The sequence below is a fragment of the Billgrantia sp. Q4P2 genome, assembly GCF_052806135.1.
In genome coordinates, this window is record NZ_JBRBAI010000002.1 from 444,078 (window position 1) to 463,018 (window position 18,941).

The window sequence follows — 18,941 nt, forward strand, 5'->3', positions numbered from 1 at the left end:
AGGTCCACTTGACGCTATCTCACGGGTACGAACACAGGCGCACCGTCGATCTCGGCGGTGGCCAGGCGCTGGCCGTACAACGCCTCGAGCGCGGCGGGCTCCAGCATGGCGTCGCGCGGGCCCCAGCACGCCTCGCCGTCGGGATAGAGCAGCAGCAGGTGGTCGCACCAGCGCGCCGCCAGGTTGAGGTCGTGCAGGCACATCATCACCGCGCGCCCTTCTCCAGCCTCGGCGGCCTGCTCGGCGAGCAGCGCCATCACCGCGGTCTGGTGGTGCAGGTCGAGATGGTTGGTGGGTTCATCGGCGAGCCAGATCCGTGGTGCCTGGGTCAGCACCGTGGCAATGGCCAGGCGCTGCCTCTCGCCGCCCGAGAGCGTGCTCACCAGACGCTCGGCCAGGTGGTCGACATCGAGTCGCTCCAGTGCCGCCTCGGCCAGGCGCAGGTCCTCGCCGCCCTCCATCTGCCACGCCGAGAGCCAGGGATGACGGCCGATCAGGGCGGTCTCGCGCACCGTGGCGGGAAAGCCGTCGAGGCGCTCCTGGAACACCAGCCCCAGGAGGCGCGCCACCTGTCGCCGGCCAAGCGCTGCTAACGGCCGATCGTCGATGAGCACCTGGCCGCTACGTGGCGCGCGCAGCCCGGCCAGGGTATGCAGCAGCGTGGTCTTGCCGGCGCCATTGGGACCGAGCACGCCCCACACCTGCCCCGGTTCGATACTGAGCGACAGCGCTTGGCCGCTGCGCCGTCCCGGCACGTCGATGACCAGATCACGCAGCGCCAGGCGGTTCATCAGCGGCTCCGGTAGAGCAGGTAGAGGAAGGTGGGCACGCCGAGCAGCGCGGTGATCACGCCCACCGGCAGCTGCTCCGGAGCGATCAGGGTGCGCGCCAGGGTGTCGGCCAGTACCAGCAGGGTGCCGCCGGCCAGGGCGCAGGCCGGCAGGATCAGGCGCTGGTCGTTGCCCAGCACCAGGCGCAGCATGTGCGGCACCACCAGGCCGACGAAGCCGATGCTGCCGGCGGTGGTCACCGCCATGGCGGTGAGCGCGCTGGCGACAAGATAGATCGTCCACTCCAGCGGGCGCACGTTGACCCCCAGCGCCGCCGCCTGTAGCGGACCACGCGCCATGACGTTGAGGCTACGGCCCAGCGGCATCAGCAGCAGGCAGATCAGCAACAGCAGCGCCAGCGGCGGCCAGGGGGAGCGTGAATAGGAGAGATCCCCCATCAGCCAGTAGAGCATGCCGGGTAGACGCTCCGCTGGGCTCAGTGCCAGCATCAGAGTGATCACCGCGCCCCAGCCGGCCGCGATCACCACCCCGGTGAGAAGCAGCCGCGACGGCGTCCAGCTACCGGTGCCATGGGCCAGGCCGAAGACCAGCAGCGTGGAGAGAAAGGCCCCAGCAAAGGCCGAGCCGGTAATCACCGCTCCCCCCAGACCCGCCAGCATCGCCGCCAGCGCCCCCACCGAGGCGCCTCCGGAAAGACCCAGCACGTAGGGGTCGGCTAGCGGGTTGCGCAGCAGCACCTGCATCAGGGCGCCAGCCACGGCGAGCAGGCCACCCACGGCAAAGGCCGCCAGCGAACGCGGAACGCGCAGCTCGAGAATCAGCGTACGCGCCAGGGGGCTACCCTCGCCACGTACCACCGCCCACACGTCGGCAAGAGACAGCACGGCGCTGCCCTGGGTGACCGAGAACAGCAGTGCCGCCAGCCCCAGCAGGGCCAGCGCGGCCAGCGGCGGCCACAGCGAGCGACGCGCTCCCAATGCCATCGCCTCAGCGCTTGTCGCGGGCATGATCGAGCTTCTCGCAGAACAGGCGGCTGCCCTCCAGCAGCCGCGGCGTGGGCCGCTGGATCAGCGATGGCGGCACGAAGTAGAGATTCTCACGCTCTACTGCCGTCAGATTCGGGTACTGCTCCCAGTGGGTCAGCCAGTTGCGATTCTCCTCCCCCATGCCACCGGCGAGTATTGCCTCGGGATCGGCGGCGAGTACCGATTCGTCGTCGATACGCGGTACCAGACGCGACAGTTCGCCGAACGCATTGACGCCACCGCACAGTGTCAGCACCTTGCCAATCAGGTGCTCATCGTTGACGGTCATCAGCGGCTCGTCCCATACCTGATAGAACACCGTGACCGGCTCGGCATCTGCGTAGCGCTCGGCCAGCGCCGCCATGCCATCACGGTACTCGGTAGCGACGCGATCGCCCTCTTCGCGGGTATCGGCAAGCAGAGCCAGCCTCTCGACGGCGCTGGAAACGCTCTCGACATCGCGTGGCTCGATATAGAACACCGGCATGCCCAGCGCCTCGAGGGTCTCGAGCTGCTCGGGCGGATTGCCGGTGACCCAGCCGATCACCAGGTCCGGGCGCAGCGAGACCAGGGCTTCCAGATCCATACGGGTATGGCTGCCCACCGACGGCACCTCCTTCGCTTCAGGCGGATAGTCGCTATAGGCGACTACCGCAACCACCTTTTCTCCAGCCCCGGCAGCGTAGACCAGCTCGGTGGCGCCGGGCGAGAGCGCGGCGATGCGGGTGGCCGGTGCCTCGAGGCATACCTCGCGGGAACGATCGTCGGTGGCACAGAGCGCCTCGGCGTGCGCCGTGACAGTGCCCAGCCCCAGCAGAGCCAGGGCGAGTAAAGCGCAAATAACGCTAGCGGGGCCGCGTGCCCCGCTGAATCGGCGATTACTGGCCGAAGTGAACACTGACGAAGGCCGCACGGCCGGCATTGAGGTACTCACGGGTGGTTTCGTACTCCTTGTCGAGCGCGTTTTCTACCGTCAGCCGGGCCGACCACAGCGGCGCGAACTGCCAGCCGGCGCGCAGGTTGAGCAGGCCGAAACCACCAAGACGCGTGCTCTCCCCGGTGAAGTCATACTCGTAGCGGTGGCTCTGCACGATCCAGGAACTCCCCACGGACCAGTCACCCAGCTCACGATCGAGATCCAGGCGCAGGCTCTGGCTAGCCCGACGATTCAGGCGATTGCCGGTTTCCCGATCCTCCGGATCGGTATAGGTGAGGGCCGCCGCCAGGGTCCAGTCATCAACGTCGACACCTCCCGCAAGCTCGACGCCTCGAATACGTGCACTGTCTACCTGCTCGGGTGCCGAGGTGAAGTTACCTTGGTCTTTCCAGTCGATCAGGTCATCGATGTCCGTCTGGTAGAGGGCCAAGTCCCAGAAGAAGGCCTGATATTGACCGCGTGCACCCAGTTCGAAGCTCTGCGATTTCTCCGGCTTGAGGTCGGGATCCCCGAAGTTCCCCCACTGATCCCGATAATACAGATCATTGAAACTAGGTGCCTTGAAGGCGGTACCGTAGCTCGCCCGCAGGGTATGACGGGTATCCAGGTCATAGCCCAGCGCCAGACTGCCGGTCAACTCTTCGCCATAGGACTCATTGTCGTCGTAGCGCATACTGGCCTGTACCGAGTAAGGCGCGAAGTCGAGCATCCCTTGAGCGAAAACTGCAGCGTTGTCGCGGCTATCCACCAGATAGTCGTCGGTCGTCACGACCGAGTCCTTCAGGTACTCGGCTCCCAAGACGAGTTCGTGATTGCCCAGCATCAGGGTACTGTCCCAGCGGGCGGTGCGTGACCGCGTATCGAACCGGCTTTCCGAGGCGGTATAGAGAAATTCCTGTTCATCCCGCGACTCGCTAAGGGTCAGTCGGCTACGCCAGTTATTTCCCAAGGGTAATTCACCATAGATACCGACCACTTGCTGGACGAAATCGGTATTCGCCGGCATGCCAAAACTATCGAACTCGCTGCTCCCCGTGGCACGCAGGCCCAGCATCCCGACTTCAGCGCCGCCATCGAAGGTATGAGCGATACGCGCCAGAGCCGAGGTGTTGTCGTAGCCCTTGTCCTCACCATCGCGACGAACAGGCGTACCGTCGGTGGTTAAGTGACTGCCAGCGAAGCTGTAGCGGGTACCGCCGCTGCTGCCGGAGAGCCCAGCACTGTAGCGTTGGGTATCGAAGGAGCCGCCGCCTGCAGAAAAGCGCGGATGCGGGCCGCCCTCTTTCGCCTCATGGGTAAAGAGCTGTACTACACCACCCACCGCATCGGCGCCATACAGGCTGCCGCGCGGGCCGCGCACGATCTCGGCGCGCTGGAACATGCGCGGATCCAGGAACTGCCAGGCGGCGCCTCCGGCGGTGGCCGAACGCAGCCGGATGCCATCGATCATCAGCAGGCTCTGGTCGTTGGACGTGCCGCGGATGAAGACACTGCTGGTCTTGCCGAAGCTGCCGTTCGAGGTGACGTCCACTCCCGGCTGGCCACGCAACAGATCGGTCATACTGGTGGGGTCCTGCCGGCGCAGGGTGGCCTCGTCGAGCACGGTCACGGAGGAGAGCGTCTGGTCGGCGGTGCGCGGCGCCAGGGTGGCGGTGACCACCATCGGGTTGAGCGCAACGATCTCGGCGTTATCGGCGGTCGTGGCCTGTGCCTGCACGGCCAGGGGAAGGGCTGCCAGGCCGAAGGCGGCGAGGCCCTGCGCGGCCAGATGGTATTGGGTTTTCATTCGGATTCCCTTGCTGCTCGCCGTGCCTACCCGCACGGTCTTCTTTGCGGAGCCGGGGTGGCGTGAAGGGAACGAGAAAGGGAGAGAAAAGCGGCTTCTACCCTGTCTCGAGGTTACCCACCGCAACCCGACAATGTTCTCTCGGGCCGGTCTCCGGGCTGACGAGCGAAGCGGTCTCATATAGACGCACTTCGGGCCCATCGCCTTCCCATGCCGGGGCACAGTGGCGCGATGATGGACCCACACTCGATCACCGTTGCGGGGGCAGCGTCGGATTCTTCCACATGGGAAAGCACCGACTTCCCGTTTAACCTCGAACTACAGTGAGGCACCTGAGAGTGGGCGTAAACTAGCAATCTCGTGACAGGGCGTCAACGCAGGCTTACATGGAGTTTGAGGCAGATCAACAAGTTAGCGATTCAACAAGGCCATGCCGAACATACCAGACCCGCTCGCAGCGCGCCGCGGCATCCTGGGCCAGCCAACCGTTGAGGTCACGCAGGCGCCGTTTGTCGGCGCCGAGCGGCACGATACCGCGGCCCATTTCGAGCAGGATCAGCAGCGCTTCGCCGCCCTGCTCGGCTTCCCAGGCACACAGCGCGTCGAGTTCGCAAGCCATGGCCTGGCGCAGCCGGTCGTCGTCGGGTTCATCGGCGAGACGAGCGGCGATCCAGCGCTCCCAGCCTTCCAGCACCAGGCAGCGCGACGAGACGGCAGCCGCGTGCCACGCCTCGAGTTGACATCCCGCATAAGCCGAATGCCAACAGGCGGAGTCGAAGCGTTGCCTTACGACGTTACGTTTGCCGGCACAGGTACCGCCGATGAAGAGCTGCATTGCCAGCGCTCCTGGTCATGGATGAAGGTAAACAGGCGCCCCTCTGCCTGACTGACCCCGCCCTCCCAGAAGCCGATACCCTCGAAGCGACGGCGCAATTCGCGAATCACGCCGCCATGGGTGACGACCAAGGCACGGTGTTGGCCGTGCGGCGCGCAGCCGGCCAGCAGTTCAGCAAGCCAGTCGTCGAGCCGCTGGCGCAGCTCGGCAGTGGATTCCCCCCCGGGCGGGGCCTGCTCACCCGCACTGTCGATCCAGGCGCGATAGGCGGGTCGTGACTCGAGTTCGTCGTAGGTACACCCCTCGTAGTCGCCGAAGTCGAGCTCGCGCAGCCGCTCATCGAAGCGTGTCGGCCAGGCGGCCTCTCGCCCCTCGATGACATGCGCCAGGGTCTGGCGGCAGCGGGTCAGGTCGCTGCAGTGCACGGTGTCGAACTCGTGCGCTTCCAGCGCTACACGTAGCCGGTCGAGCCCCGCCACGGCTTGGGGCAGCAGCAGCGGGATGTAACGCTGCCCCTGGTAGCGACGCTCGCGATTCCACTGCGTCAGGCCGTGACGAACGACCACCAGCTCCAGGCGACCAGCAGCAGCCATAGCTCTCCTCCCTCGATGACGGTTCCGACGATATCGCCGTTGATTCCCTTGAACGCACGCAGCACCTCATAGGCATAGAGCGCCAGGAACGGCACCAGCGCCAGGCACAGCCACACGCCGCCCGGCACCAGTATGGCAAGCGGCAACAGCGGCAACGCCGCCAGCGCAAGATCGGACGGTGTCAGGTCGCGCTTCCAACCGGCAGCCATCCCCTCCGCGTGGGCAACTGGTGCCAGCACCAGCAATGCGACCGCCGCCAGGCGCCCCAGTGCCGGAATTGCCACCAGCAGGACCAGGCTCGCCCCGGCTTCCAGCAGCACGAACAGCAGCGCCACCTTCCACAGCAGCAGGAACACCAGCGCCAACATGCCGAAGCTGCCCACGTGCGGGTCCTTCATGATCGACCAGCGCTTCTCCAGCGGCGCGTTGCTGCCCAGTGCGTCGGCGACGTCCATCAGGCCATCAAGGTGCAATCCTCCGGTCAGCGCCACCCACAGCGTAAGCAGCGTCAGCACGAGCAGCGGCGCGGGCAGCACGCCTTCGAGCAATGCCGCCACTGTGACCAGCAGAGCGCCGATGAGCATACCCACCAGAGGGTAGCAGCGTATCGCCCAGCGCCGTGTGGTCGCGTTCCAGGGGCAGGCGAGCGGCAGCGGCAGGCGGGTCAGGAACTGCACGGCCAATACCAGGCCGTAGACCGCATCTCTCATGGCTGACGGCTCCCCTGGCACTTCCATACCTGAGGCAGGCCGGCGACGACCTGTATCACCTCGTCCGCCTCACGGGCGACCAGGCAGTGGACCTGCTGCAGGAAAGCGAGGTAGCGCCAGAGTTCGTCGTCATCGGGGGGTATGCCTTCGTTGACGTCGTTGGAGACGATGACCAACGCAATATCCTGCTGCCTGGCCGTGGCCAGCGTCCGCTCGACCATGGCGATACCCAGCGCCTCGTCGAGCGGGCTGGCGTATAACAACTGGCTGGCCCACAGCGTCAGGCAGTCGAGCAGCAGCGTGCTGCCAGGCGCTACCCGATCGAGGGCGGCCAGCAAATCGAATGGCTCCTCGATCGTGATCCATCCTTCTCCGCGTGCCTGCCGGTGGCGGCCGATACGCGCCTGCATTTCCGCATCGCCGCTGCTCCTGGCTGTCGCCAGGTAGTAGCGCTCCCCACCTCGCTCGGCCTGCCAGCGCCGCACCAGCGCTTCGGCATAGGTGCTCTTGCCGGAACGCGCCCCACCGCTGATGAAGGCGATCATGACGTTCTCCAGCGGGCGATGGCCTCGTTCAGCTGTTCGTTCTCCTGCCGGGTACGCACCGCGACGCGCAGCCAGGCGCCATCGAGGCCGATGAAGTTGTGGGTGTGGCGCGCCAGGATACCGCAGCGCGCCAGATGCTCCAGCAGCGCCGACATGGGCCGCGCCGCGCCATCCTGCAGCAGCAGGAAGTTGGTGCGGGAGGGCACCACCCGCAGCCCCAGCGCTTCCAGCTCACGCTGGAACCATGGCCGCTCGGCGTCGAGCCAGGACTGGGTCCGATGCAGGTAGTTCTGGTCTTCCAACAGCGCTCCGACCAGCGCTGCCGCCACCGAATTGACGCTCCACGGCAGCTGCAGCTCGGCAATGTGCCGTACTGTCGACTCCCCGCCTAGCAGATAGCCGAGCCGCAGGCCGGGAATGGCGTACAGCTTGGTCATCGAGCGCAGCAGCAGAAGGTTGTCGTAGCGGGCCAGCAGCGGCGTCAGCCGTTCGTTCGGTACGACGAAGTCGATGAACGCCTCGTCCACCACCAGCGTGGTACCGCGCCGCAGCCCCGCCGACAGCATGCGCTCGATCAGCCCGCGTTCGATCAGGGTGCCAGTGGGGTTGTTGGGTCGGCACAGGAACACCGCATCGGCCTCACCCATGGCATCGAGGGCACGCGACTCGTCCAGCTCGAAGCTCTCCTCCTCCAACCCAAGATGCTGCACGGCAATGCCGTAGTGGTGGCAGGCGCGTTCGTATTCGCAGAAGGTCGGCTGAACGACGACGGCCCGGCGTACACCGCGCCGGGCCAGCAGCGCAGCGGCGAGGAAGATCGCCTCGGCCCCGCCGTTGGTCAGGCGTACCTGCCCAGGCGTGAGCCCTTCGTGCCCGGCGATGGCTTGCCTGGCAGCGGTGTAGTCCGGGTCCGGATAGACGGAGAGTTCGGTCAGGCTGTCGGCAAGCCGTTCTGCCAGCCAGGGTGGCGGTCCCAGCGGGTTGAGATTGGCACTGAAATCAACGACTTGGACGTCGGGGGCCAACCCCAAGCGGTGCAGTACCTGTTCCGGCCGCCCGCCATGGCTCGGCCAATCGCTCATGTCTCCTCCCGTTCGTTCATGCGCCTGTACCCCATGTCCCTGCCAAGCCTGCCATCACCAGGAAAAAGACGATCCAGGCCCCATGCATATGGCGTACGGCACGATCGATATGCGCCACTCGCAGCGGCTCACGCGGCTCGCCCATTAGCGCTCGCTCGGAAATGCTTCCGCCATAGTGATTGATGCCGCCGAGCTGTACGCCCAGCAGGTGTGCCATCATCGCTTCGGTCCAGCCGGCATTGGGGCTGGGGTGGCCCGGCGCATCGTACCAGGTGCCGGCCAGTGCTCCCCGTGTGCGTGCCTCCGGCATCACCAGGGCAGCCAGCCACATCGCCAGCGCGGTCAGCCGGGCCGGCACCCAGTTGGCCAGGTCGTCGAGCCTGGCCGAGGCGTAGCCGAAATCGACGTAGCGCTCGCTGCGGTAGCCGACCATGGAATCCAGGGTATTCACCGCCTTGTAGGCCAGCGCCAACGGTGCCCCGCCGAGCAGCGCCCAGAACAGCGGTGCGGTGATGCCGTCGACGCTGTTCTCGGCCACGGTTTCGACGGTGGCCCGGGTGATGCCTGCCTCGTCGAGGGCCTCGGTGTCGCGCCCCACGATCATCGCCACGGCGTGGCGAGCCTCACCGAGATCGCCCCGCATCAAGGGTGTCGCCACGGCCATGGCGGCATCGCGCAAACCCTTGATCGCCAGAGCACTAGCCAGCAGCAGGACTTCGCCGGCAAGCCCCAGCCAAGGATGCAGCCAGGCAAGCGCAGCCAGCACGCCCCAGGCCATCGCGTAAACCAGCCCCACCACGCAGCCTGTCAGCAGAAAGCCCTTGAGGCGCCGGGCCCGTGGCGGGCCCCGGTTCCAACGGCGCTCCAGAATGCCGATCAACCGCCCCATGGCGACCACCGGGTGCGGCAGCCAGCGAGGGTCGCCGAGCACGAGATCCAGCAGGATGGCCCCGATGAGCAGCACGACCAAGGCCAGGCTCAGCGGTTCGGCGCTCATGCCTCCGTGCCACCAGACGCTACGCCCGCCGAAGCGAAGGTCGCCATCTCGGCCAGCATGCGGCAGGCGGCTTCGAGCAGCGGGAAGGCCAGGGCCGCGCCGGTACCCTCGCCCAGACGCAGCTCGAGATCGAGCAGCGACTCGGCCTCGAGCAGTTCGAGCGCCACGTCATGACCCGGCTCGCAGGAACGGTGGGCGAAAATGAGATAGCCGCGCAGCGCAGGCGCAAGCCGACAGGCCACGAGCGCCGCCACGGTGGCGATGAACCCATCGACCAGGATCGGCATGCGCCGGGCCGCCGCGCCCAGGTAGGCGCCGGCCATGGCGGCAATTTCCAGCCCGCCGAGCTTGGCCAGCACCTCGAGCGGTTGGGATGGGTCCGCGCCGCGGGCAGCCAGCGCCCCTTCGATCACTGCTGCCTTGTGAGCCAACCGTGCCGGTGCGATACCCGTCCCCAGTCCCACCAGGCGACTCGCCGGCAAGCCGCTCAGGGCAGCCAGTACAGCGCTGCTCGCAGTGGTATTGGCGATACCCATCTCGCCGACGATCAAGCAGCGGCAGCCCGCTTCGTGACTGCGCGCGGCGCCGCGGATGCCCACTTCGATGGCACGCTCGGCCTCGGCAAGGCTCATGGCGTCCTCACGGGCGAAGTTGGCCGTGCCGGGTCGCACCTTGTCGATAACGACGCCTTCACCCTCGACGCCCCCCTTCATGCCGACGTCGACGACCTCGAGCCGGGCACCGATCTGACGTGCGAAGACGTTGATGGCAGCACCGCCAGCCGCAAAGTTGGCTACCATCTGCACCGTGACCTCCTGGGGAAAGGCCGAGACGCCCTCCTCGGCCACGCCATGATCGGCGGCAAAGACGATCACGCCGGGCGGCGTCACCGACGGCTGCTCGCTCCCGCTCATACCGGCCAGTGCCAATGCCAGGGATTCGAGACGGCCCAGGCTGCCAGGGGGCTTGGTGAGGTTATCCAGCCGCGCCTGAACGGCGCTCGTCAGCGCATCGTCGACCGGCGAGAGTGAGGCCAGGGTATCGGCAAGCATGAGGGAGTCCTGATATCGCGAAGGCAGCCGCCATCTTAACAGGCTGGCCCGGTCTGTCACGGCACCGCGCCGAGCGCATCGGTCACGGGAGCGCTCGGCTGTTTCTGCCGAACCTCAGCATCGCTCCATGCCAGTCGCGCCGAGTTCGCCACCACGCTGAGCGAGCTGGCCACCATGGCCAGCACCGCCACCAGCGGCGGTATCGGCATGGCAACTGCCAGCCCCAGCGCCAGTAGGTTGTAAATGCCGGAGAGCAGCAGGTTCTGACGCATCACGCGCCGGGTACGCCGCGCCAGCTGCCAGGCGACTTCGACCCCTGACACTCCCGGTTGCAGCAGCGCCACGCCGGCCCCCTCCTGTACGGTGGAACTGGCTCCCAGCGGCGCCACGCCCACGCTGGCGGTCGCCAGCCCCAGCACATCGTTGATGCCATCGCCAACATAGAGCGAGGGCTGTGGCATGGCTGCCAGCAGCTTCGCCTTGGCTTCGGGGCTGCGCCCGGCGTAGCACTCCTCCGGCTGCAGCCCCACTTCGGTCCCCAGCCGCCGGACTGCCTGAGCCCTATCGCCGCTGATCAGCGCCAGCACGAGCCCCTGCCGACGCAGCCTGGCCAGGGTTTCGGCACTACCGGGCAGCGCCGCTTCACCCAGACTGAATTGCGCTAACCACTGGCCGTCGCAGGCCAGCAGCACTTCGCTTTCAGCCGGCTCCTCCAGGCCCTTCATGGAAACGCCCTGCTCGCCCAGCCAGGTGCGGCTACCCAGCAGTAGCCGGCGCCCATCGGCCAGGCGTACGCGACGGCCGCGGCCACCGGTCTCCTCGGCTTCCGCCACCTCGGCAACGGCGTCCTGGCCGGCATCCCGGGCATACCTGCGCACGGCCCGTGCCAGCGGATGCTCGCTGCCCTGCGCCGCCAGCGCGGTCAGCACCAGCACGGCCGCCTCGCCGTAACCGGGAGCAGGCCGCACGGCCAGCACCTCCGGTTCGCCTCGGGTCAGGGTGCCGGTCTTGTCGAACGCTGCGCTGCGGATACCCGCCAACGCTTCGAAAGCACTCGGGTCGCGTACGATCACGCCGCGCTCCAGCCCCTGCCCGCTGCCCGCCAGGCTCGCCAGCGGAATCGCCAGGCCCACGGCGCAGGGGCAGGCGACGACCAGTACCGATAGCGCCCTGACCCAAGCCTCCTCTGCCGGCACTCCGCTCAGCCACGTAGCCAACAAGGTGAGAGCCGCGAGTACCACCGCCAGGGGGCTGAGCCAGCCGGCAAAGCGATCGGCCAGGTGCTGCAATTCACCCTTGCGCGCCTGCTGCCACCACATCTGCTCGCGCAGCCGGTCCAGGCGGCATTCTCCTGCAGCCGCGTTGACCTCGAGCACCAGCGCCGCGCCCAGGTTGCGGCAGCCTGCCGCCACCGGCTCGCCGGGCAGGCAGCGTCGCGGGGCACTCTCTCCGGTGAGGGGCGAGAGGTCGAGCAAGGCTTCGTCGTTCTCCAGAACGCCATCAAAAGGCAGCGTCTCTCCGGGCTCGACACGCACCCGATCGCCTATCGCCACCGATTCCAGCGGGCAGGGCTGCCAGCTGCCCTGCCCCCACCGCCGTACTTCGGTGGGAGGCTCGTACAGAGCCTGCAGCGCCCGCAGCCCTCGGTGGCGGCACAGAGTTTCCACCAGCCGGCCCGCCAACAGCAGCGCGACCAGCATCACTGCGGTATCGAAATAGACCTCCGCCGAGCCGCGCAAAAGCAGCCATAGCGATACAGCCACCGCCGTCAGCGCACCCAGCGACACCAGCGCATCCATGCCGGGGCGCCGCGCTCGTGCCGTACGCCACCCGGCCCGATAGAACGGGAACGCCACGTAGGTAACGACAGGCAAGGCGAAGGCACCGGACACCCAGGCCATGACCAGCTCCAGCCGTGGGCTGGGCATGGCGCCGGCATAGATCAGCAGCGAGGCAAGCATGGTCCACATGCCGAAGGCGACTGCCGTCAGCAGGCGCAGGGTGAGATAGCGGCTTTCGGCTTCCAGTCGCGTTTCGGCATCGCCCACCGCCTCCGGCGGCCCGAGGCGGTAGCCGAGCCGCTTGACGGCGGCGGCCAGCCGGGTTTCCTCCAAAGCGTCCGGCCGCCCCTGCACCAGCAGGATAGCGCTGGGGTAGTGCACGCTGGCAGCTACCACACCGGATAGCCGCATCAATTGGGCCTCGACGGCCAGCGCACAGCTGGTACACCACAGCCCTTGGACCGAATAGAGCGCCTCATGGGCACGCGAAGAGTCGCGATGGGAAGTTGTCGTCATGCCTGAAGCGTACTCGCCCGTGGAGAGTTATCCAGCATTGGCGACTCGCCGAAGGCGTCATATACTGTACATAAATACAGTAAAAGGGATTGACCCATGCCTCGGTTCGATCAAAAGCAGCTACGCAAGGGGCGCGGCGCCACCTACAACCCCGACAACCGCTTCGCCCCGACCCACAGCGAGACGGAGGACGACGGCTGGTGGCAGGAGGAAATCCCGACGCGGCTGGCCACTGTCGTAAACGACGAACGAGCGCGCAGTGCGCTCTCCTGGAACGACTCGCCCGACCTCGCCTTCGACCGCTCGCTCAACCCTTACCGCGGCTGCGAGCACGGCTGCATCTACTGCTATGCACGACCCAGCCACGCCTACTGGGATCTCTCCCCCGGGATCGACTTCGAGACCCGCCTGATCGCCCGCAGCGGCCTGGTCGATCGGCTGCGAGAAGAGTTTTGCAAACGCAGCTACGTGTGCCGCCCCATCGCCCTTTCCGGCAACACCGACTGCTACCAGCCACTGGAAGCGGAGCGCGGCAGCACCCGAAAAATTCTCGCCTTTCTGCTCGAATGCCGCCATCCGGTTTCGATCATTACCAAGAGCGCGCTGATCCTGCGCGACCTGGACCTGCTTGCCGAACTGGCCGACATGCGCCTGGCCAGGGTGTCGATCAGCCTCACCAGCCTGGACACCGAACTCAAGCGCAGCCTGGAGCCGCGCACGGCTTCTCCCGGCGCCCGGTTGCGAACCATCGAGCAATTGAAAGATGCCGGTGTGCCGGTGGGCGTCATGGTCGCGCCGATCATTCCGGGATTGACCGACCACGAACTGGAACGCCTCCTACAGGCAGCCCGCGACGCCGGGGCGGAATCAGCCGGCTGGACGCTACTGCGCCTGCCCCGCGAGGTGGCACCGCTGTTCGAGGACTGGCTACAGGCTCACTACCCGGAGCGGGCCGGCAAGGTGATGAGTCTGGTGCGCCAGTGCCGCAGCGGAGCCGACTACGACAGTCGCTTCGGCAAACGCATGCGCGGCGAGGGGATATTTGCCGAGCTCATCGCTCAGCGCTTCGACAAGGCCTGCCGGCGCCTCGGCCTCAACGATCCCGTTAGGAGCGAGGCGCGCCAACTCGATACCACGGCCTTCAGGCCGCCCCGGGATCAGGGCGACCTATTCAGTTGACCCGGAGCGTGCCCCGGCGGCAGGAAAACAGCCCGAAGGAGTGTCAGGAAGGACGCCGCAGGTCCTCGACGACGGTGCCGTTCTCCTGCACCTCGGCTTCGTGCGCCGCCTCGCGCCACGGCTCGTCCAGCGCCGCCTCGTACCATTGCTGCATGGCGGGAAGTGCCAGCAGCCGTTCGACATATGCCATCGAGGGCGCACTCAGCTCGAGCCCAAAGCCCTGTACCCGGAACGCCACCGGAGCGAAGAAGGCATCCACTGCAGAGAAGGACTCCCCCGCCAGGAAGGGGCCGCCGAAACGCGTGAGGCCCTGCTGCCAGAGCTCATCGAGGCGAGCCAGGTTGCCTGCCAAGGCATCCGGCATATGGTGCAGCTTCACCCTGACGCCGCAGTTCATCGGACACAGGCTGCGCAGGGCGGAAAATCCGGCGTGCATCTCGCTGCTGGCGCAACGCGCCCAGGCGCGCGCCTCGTCGTCGATTGGCCATACGCCGGCATGTCGCTCGGCCAGGTATTCGACGATCGCCAGCGACTCCCACACGGCGCGCTCACCGTCCTCCAGGCAGGGCACCATTCCCGACGGTGAGAACTCGCGAAAGGCGGTCCAGTTCGATCCAGGCTCGAAAGGGGTCAGGCGCTCCTCGAACGGGATGTCCAGATGGCGCATCAGCACCCAGGGGCGTAGCGACCAGGAAGAGTAGTTCTTGTTGGCAATATGAAGGCGATACATGTCGAAACCTGTCGCATGGAAAGGGAAAAGACAGCATAGCCTGCCAATCTCTCTCCCTCCAGGCGAGCAATTCAATATCTTTGCCGTCGTTCACAGCATGAGCCCGAGTCTCAAGGAATCAGCACTGCGGCTCCCGTCAGCCTGCCCTCGCGCAGGTCGGTCAGGGCCTGATTGGCCTGTTCCAAGTGATAGGCGCGTGTCTCGGTGCGTATCGGCACCGTGGGCGCCAGCGCCAGGAACTCCTCGCCATCCTGGCGGGTGAGATTGGCGACCGAACGGAGGCTGCGCTCCTGCCACAGCAGACGATAGGGAAAGGTGGGGATATCGGACATGTGGATGCCGCCGGACACGACCGCTCCACCCGGGCGCACCTGGGCCAGTGCCAGCGGTACCAGCTCGCCCACCGGCGCAAACAGCAGCGCGGCATCGAGCGGCTCGGGTGGTACCTGGTCGGCATCACCGGCCCACACGGCACCGAGCCGCAGCGCGAAGGCCTGGGCCGCCTCGTCTCCCGGCCGGGTGAAGGCGTAGACCCGCTGGCCGCACGCCACGGCGAGCTGCACGAGGATATGGGCCGCGGCCCCGAAACCATAGATCCCCAGACGTCTATTCTGCTCCCCACCGGCCAGACGCCAGGTGCGATAGCCGATCAGCCCCGCGCAAAGCAGCGGCGCAGCAGCCTGGGCATCCTCCGCCATCATGGGAAAGCAGTAGCGGGCGTCGGCCACGCCGTACTCGGCGTAGCCGCCATCGAGGGTGTAACCGGTGAATTGCGCTTGAGCGCAGAGGTTTTCGCGACCGGCCACACAGGCCTCGCATTCACCGCAGGTCCAGCCCAGCCAGGGCACGCCGATGCGCATGCCGGGCGCCAGGTGGCCGACGCCTTGCCCCACCACCGTGATCTCGCCGACGATCTCGTGACCAGGCACCAGCGGCAGACGTGGCGAAGGCAGCTCGCCATCGACCACGTGCAGGTCGGTGCGGCACACGCCGCAGGCCAGCACACGGTACTGCACCTGGCCCGCCTCGGGCTCAGGCCGGGACACCCACTCCAGCTGCAGCGGCTGGCTCGGGCCATGCAACCGCATGGCGCGCATCTGGCTCATGGCAGCCCCCTTGGAAGAAGTCTCTCACGGGAGCATAGCGCAGCCTCTCGGCTACGCTCAGTTCAGCTCAGCTCAGCTCACGGCGACTTCATAGCCGGTGAACTTGCGCAGGTTGATCACGCCCGTGTCGAGGATCAGGTACTGCCCCTTGAGGCCCAGCAGGGTGCCGGCCACCTCGGGCTTCTTGTCGAAGTTGTGCGAAACGATCTTGCGCGGGAACTCCAGCACCGGATAGTCGAAGCTGACCGGCGCCTCGTCCAGCACGCGAATGGTATCGGCACCGAAACGCTCGCGCAGCTGGACGAGCCCGCCCTCGAGCCGGGCCAGCAGCCGGACACGCTCCGCCACCAGGTCGAGCGGCTCGACCTCGCCCTTGAGCATGGCGCGCCAGTTGGTGCGGTCGGCCACTTGTTCCTTGAACAGTACCTCGACCAGGCCGGACTGCTGGCGCGTCTCCACCGCCAGAATCGGCAGCGCCTGAATCGCCCCTTGGTCGAGCCAGCGCGTCGGTACCTGAGTACTCCTTGTAATGCCCACCTTGATGCCGGAGGAGTTGGCCAGGTAGATCACGTGGGGCTGGAAGCAGTGCTTTTCCGCCCACTCGGGTTCGCGGCAGGTGCCGGCATCGAAGTGACACGTCTCGGGCTTGACGATACAGGTATCGCACTGGGCCAGCTTCTTGAAGCAGGGGTAGCAATAGCCCTGGGCGAAGCTCTTCTTCGTCGCCCGGCCACAATGGGTGCAGGCTATCGCGCCGGTCCAGGTCAGCTGCAGGGGCTGGCCGAGGCGCGCATTGAGATCGAGCCGGTGCTCACCGGCACGTAGCGTATAGCGTACCGCAGCGCCCTGCTCGCCGGGGGCGATGGCCATCTTGCTCAGGCAGCCTTGCACGGTGGGCGCGACCTCGATCAGCCCGCTGTCAATCACGCGAGGCATCCCGGGCCAACCCCGCCAGCTCGGGCGGCACATCGGCACCGCTGCTGGCGCTACCGCAGGTGCGCTGCTGCAAGTAACCGACGCGCTGCTCCTCGGGCACGTTGTTCTCGTGTTCGTAGCGGATCACCGCCTCGAGGCAGAGTTCGGTCTGCTCCCCGGTCAGCATGCGCCCGTCGGGCCACTTGCGCAGCGCCACCGCCTGCTTGAGGCTGTCGTAGATGGCCGGCGTCATTTGCTGGATCATGCGCTCGAAGGTCATATCGCTCATTGCAGGAAATCTCTCAGTAACGGCGGCGGGCACGGGTGGAATAATACCACCCAAACAGCAGCCCCACGACCAGCCCGCCCAGGTGCGCCTCATTGGCCACGTTGCCGAACCCTACCGCACCAGCCATGTCGGTCATGGTAAAGACCATCCAGCCAAGCATGAACACCACCAGCATCTGCGGCACGAAGAAACCGCTGTGCGGCGCGCGGCGCGACATCAGCCAGACGTAGCCGAGCAAGGCAAAATCGACGCCCGACATGCCACCGAACAACACGGTGCCGGTGGCGTACTGGGCCAGGTTGGCGCCAATGCCGGCCACCAGCAGGATCGCCAGCATGCGCCCACTGCCCTGCAGCGTCTCGACCTGGCGACCGAAATACCACAACCACATCATGTTGAAGATCAGGTGCATCCAGCCAAAGTGAATAAAGGCCGGCGACAGCAGTCGCCATACCTGCCCCGAGGCCAACGCATCGGCCAGGTTGCCGAAGGCCAGGCTACCTCCGACGACGGCAACCGGCACGATGGTCAGCATGGCCACCACGATATCGCCGAGCACGTACATCAAGGCAAAGACCAGCAACGAGATACCCAAGGCCGCGGCCGTGACCGGCGCCTGGCGCAGGGCAGCGGCCAGGGAAGTGCCACTTGCCGGGCGGCGACGCCGCTCCGGCATGATGCGCTCGCCACGCTGCCAACGCGTCAGCAACTGCATCAGGGCGTCATGCTGCTCCGGATCGGCGAGCCACAAGACTTGGCCCTCCGCCTCCTCGGTGAAGCGGTGCCCGATCCGGTTGGCCCACAGCGCTCGACGAAGCTCGCGGGTGTCCATTTCGTGGGGAAACAGCATGATGCGGTACATGAAATCTTCCTGAACTATCCTCTAAGGTGCATCTTGCGCTGCGACGACTCTTTTCTCAAACCCCGGCCGGTGACAGGCATAAAAAATCCGGCGGAAGGGGGGCCGCCGGACAAGAGCAAGGGATCATTCAAGGGAACACCTATTCAGATGGGCGAAGCGAAAGGAAGTTCAGGGTCGCGACAAAAAAAGTTGTAAAACTTTGTAGCGCGCCGCGCCTCTCTCAATCAAAGTCGATTTCCCAGGGCCTAGGCCTGGCCGTTTCCTCCTGCGGCACCCTCACCCAGACGAAATGATTGGCATCCAGTCGCTGCTCACCGCTCCAGCGATAGGCCACCAGTCGCCCAAACTTCACGGCGCTGTAGTCGAGGCAGGCGATATTGGCCGTCGGCAAGGCCGGAATGCCCTCGCACCAATAGTGGCCGATGAACAGCGGCGGCTGGTCGAGCCCGTAATGGGACAGGCGAGCCCGTTCGGATGCGCTCAGTTCGCTCTCCTCCAGGCCATCGGGCAGGTTGTCGGGCTGGAAGATCACGTCACCCCAGGTGCGCGGTTCGCGCGCCCAGAAGTGCGCCCTGAAGCTGCGCCGGGAGAAGCCATCGCCGGAGTGGATCTCCACGCCTGGCGGAAGCGGCAGGTGCACGCCGCGGGTCAGCCGGTCGAGCACGCGAAAGGCGAGCGTATCCGGCACCACGGACTGCTGCAGGAACGGCTCGTCGATGACGCCGCCTGGACACTGGCACTCCAGCGCATCGATCAGCGCCTGGTCCCAACAGGCATGTACCACGCGGAAGTCGTCGAAATCGAGGTAGAGCGGGATGTCCATGAACCAGGCCAGGGTCTCGTCCCACTCCGCCGGGTGGTCGCGGTACTGGTCGAGGGTCTCCTTGATGATGCGGTTGTGTCGCGGGGAGTGTTCGCGCAGCCACTCGCGCCCCAGGCGACGCGGCGCATGATGGCTGTACGCCAGCGCGTTGTACTCGTGGTTGCCCATGACGATATGCGCCTCGCCCTCCTCCACCATGCGCCGGGCGATGCTGACGGCCAGACGAATCCGCGGACCGCGATCGATCAGGTCGCCAAGGAAAATTGCCTGGCGCCGCGGATGTCGGTAGACGCCGCCGCGCTGATGGTAGCCGAGCTTCTCGAGCAGCGCGCCGAGGGTTGCCCCGCAGCCATGCACGTCACCGATCAGATCGTAGCCTTCTATTGC

The 18,941-nt window shown here is 66.4% G+C and carries 19 protein-coding genes and 1 riboswitch; of the genes, 1 reads left to right on the forward strand and 18 read right to left on the reverse strand.

Translation table 11 applies throughout. From position 1 onward, the window contains the following. Window positions 1-14: 14 nt before the first annotated feature. The 12 genes from ACUY1T_RS04895 to ACUY1T_RS04950 form a co-directional block, all read right to left on the reverse strand. A complete protein-coding gene (locus tag ACUY1T_RS04895) occupies window positions 15-791 on the reverse strand; it encodes an ABC transporter ATP-binding protein (protein ID WP_446020590.1) in 777 nt (258 codons plus the stop codon). Then, the gene (locus ACUY1T_RS04900) at window positions 791-1,798 is read right to left on the reverse strand and encodes a FecCD family ABC transporter permease (protein WP_446020591.1); all 1,008 of its coding nucleotides are present in this window, start codon (window positions 1,796-1,798) and stop codon (window positions 791-793) included. The genes ACUY1T_RS04895 and ACUY1T_RS04900 overlap by 1 nt, the downstream gene beginning before the upstream one ends. Continuing rightward, window positions 1,779-2,750 carry a cobalamin-binding protein gene (locus ACUY1T_RS04905; protein ID WP_446020592.1) on the reverse strand — a complete coding sequence of 324 codons (972 nt, stop codon included), beginning with the start codon at window positions 2,748-2,750 and terminating at the stop codon, window positions 1,779-1,781. The genes ACUY1T_RS04900 and ACUY1T_RS04905 overlap by 20 nt, the downstream gene beginning before the upstream one ends. After that, complete coding sequence (locus ACUY1T_RS04910) at window positions 2,695-4,539, reverse strand: TonB-dependent receptor domain-containing protein (protein ID WP_446020593.1); 1,845 nt, start codon at window positions 4,537-4,539, stop codon at window positions 2,695-2,697. Before ACUY1T_RS04910 ends, ACUY1T_RS04905 begins: the two co-directional genes overlap by 56 nt. A 127-nt stretch (window positions 4,540-4,666) precedes the next feature. Continuing rightward, window positions 4,667-4,890: riboswitch (cobalamin riboswitch) on the reverse strand. 52 nt (window positions 4,891-4,942) lie between these two features. After that, window positions 4,943-5,374 (reverse strand): bifunctional adenosylcobinamide kinase/adenosylcobinamide-phosphate guanylyltransferase, encoded by a 432-nt coding sequence (locus ACUY1T_RS04915; protein WP_446020594.1) that lies wholly within the window; start codon window positions 5,372-5,374, stop codon window positions 4,943-4,945. Then, window positions 5,326-5,967, reverse strand: a complete 642-nt coding sequence (locus ACUY1T_RS04920; protein ID WP_446020595.1) for a histidine phosphatase family protein — start codon at window positions 5,965-5,967, stop codon at window positions 5,326-5,328. Before ACUY1T_RS04920 ends, ACUY1T_RS04915 begins: the two co-directional genes overlap by 49 nt. After that, window positions 5,919-6,677, reverse strand: coding sequence for an adenosylcobinamide-GDP ribazoletransferase (gene cobS, locus ACUY1T_RS04925; RefSeq protein ID WP_446020596.1), 759 nt, complete (start codon window positions 6,675-6,677; stop codon window positions 5,919-5,921). The genes ACUY1T_RS04920 and cobS overlap by 49 nt, the downstream gene beginning before the upstream one ends. After that, the gene (locus tag ACUY1T_RS04930) at window positions 6,674-7,222 is read right to left on the reverse strand and encodes a bifunctional adenosylcobinamide kinase/adenosylcobinamide-phosphate guanylyltransferase (RefSeq protein ID WP_446020597.1); all 549 of its coding nucleotides are present in this window, start codon (window positions 7,220-7,222) and stop codon (window positions 6,674-6,676) included. The genes cobS and ACUY1T_RS04930 overlap by 4 nt, the downstream gene beginning before the upstream one ends. After that, a complete protein-coding gene (gene cobD / locus ACUY1T_RS04935) occupies window positions 7,219-8,304 on the reverse strand; it encodes a threonine-phosphate decarboxylase CobD (RefSeq protein ID WP_446020598.1) in 1,086 nt (361 codons plus the stop codon). The genes ACUY1T_RS04930 and cobD overlap by 4 nt, the downstream gene beginning before the upstream one ends. A gap of 16 nt (window positions 8,305-8,320) precedes the next feature. Then, window positions 8,321-9,301, reverse strand: a complete 981-nt coding sequence (gene cbiB, locus ACUY1T_RS04940) for an adenosylcobinamide-phosphate synthase CbiB (RefSeq protein WP_446020599.1) — start codon at window positions 9,299-9,301, stop codon at window positions 8,321-8,323. Then, a complete protein-coding gene (gene cobT / locus ACUY1T_RS04945; RefSeq protein ID WP_446020600.1) occupies window positions 9,298-10,353 on the reverse strand; it encodes a nicotinate-nucleotide--dimethylbenzimidazole phosphoribosyltransferase in 1,056 nt (351 codons plus the stop codon). The genes cbiB and cobT overlap by 4 nt, the downstream gene beginning before the upstream one ends. A gap of 56 nt (window positions 10,354-10,409) precedes the next feature. After that, window positions 10,410-12,650 carry a heavy metal translocating P-type ATPase gene (locus tag ACUY1T_RS04950; protein ID WP_446020601.1) on the reverse strand — a complete coding sequence of 747 codons (2,241 nt, stop codon included), beginning with the start codon at window positions 12,648-12,650 and terminating at the stop codon, window positions 10,410-10,412. 96 nt (window positions 12,651-12,746) lie between these two features. Here ACUY1T_RS04950 and ACUY1T_RS04955 point away from each other — a divergent pair, with 96 nt between their 5' ends. Next, window positions 12,747-13,829, forward strand: a complete 1,083-nt coding sequence (locus tag ACUY1T_RS04955) for a PA0069 family radical SAM protein (RefSeq protein ID WP_446020602.1) — start codon at window positions 12,747-12,749, stop codon at window positions 13,827-13,829. Between the two features lie 43 nt (window positions 13,830-13,872). Here the strand turns inward: ACUY1T_RS04955 and ACUY1T_RS04960 are convergent, their stop codons facing one another. From ACUY1T_RS04960 to ACUY1T_RS04985, 6 genes are all read right to left on the reverse strand, one after another. Further along, the gene (locus tag ACUY1T_RS04960; RefSeq protein ID WP_446020603.1) at window positions 13,873-14,559 is read right to left on the reverse strand and encodes a glutathione S-transferase family protein; all 687 of its coding nucleotides are present in this window, start codon (window positions 14,557-14,559) and stop codon (window positions 13,873-13,875) included. A 110-nt stretch (window positions 14,560-14,669) separates the two neighbouring features. Next, entirely contained in the window at window positions 14,670-15,665 is a 996-nt protein-coding gene (locus ACUY1T_RS04965) for a zinc-dependent alcohol dehydrogenase family protein (RefSeq protein ID WP_446020604.1), read from the reverse strand. A 72-nt stretch (window positions 15,666-15,737) separates the two neighbouring features. After that, entirely contained in the window at window positions 15,738-16,601 is an 864-nt protein-coding gene (locus ACUY1T_RS04970) for a DUF2797 domain-containing protein (protein WP_446020605.1), read from the reverse strand. Continuing rightward, a complete protein-coding gene (locus ACUY1T_RS04975; RefSeq protein ID WP_263580514.1) occupies window positions 16,585-16,869 on the reverse strand; it encodes a YeaC family protein in 285 nt (94 codons plus the stop codon). The genes ACUY1T_RS04970 and ACUY1T_RS04975 overlap by 17 nt, the downstream gene beginning before the upstream one ends. A 13-nt stretch (window positions 16,870-16,882) precedes the next feature. Further along, window positions 16,883-17,731 (reverse strand): rhomboid family intramembrane serine protease, encoded by an 849-nt coding sequence (locus tag ACUY1T_RS04980; protein ID WP_446020606.1) that lies wholly within the window; start codon window positions 17,729-17,731, stop codon window positions 16,883-16,885. 220 nt (window positions 17,732-17,951) lie between these two features. Beyond that, window positions 17,952-18,938, reverse strand: a complete 987-nt coding sequence (locus tag ACUY1T_RS04985) for a metallophosphoesterase (protein WP_446020761.1) — start codon at window positions 18,936-18,938, stop codon at window positions 17,952-17,954. Window positions 18,939-18,941: the final 3 nt, after the last annotated feature.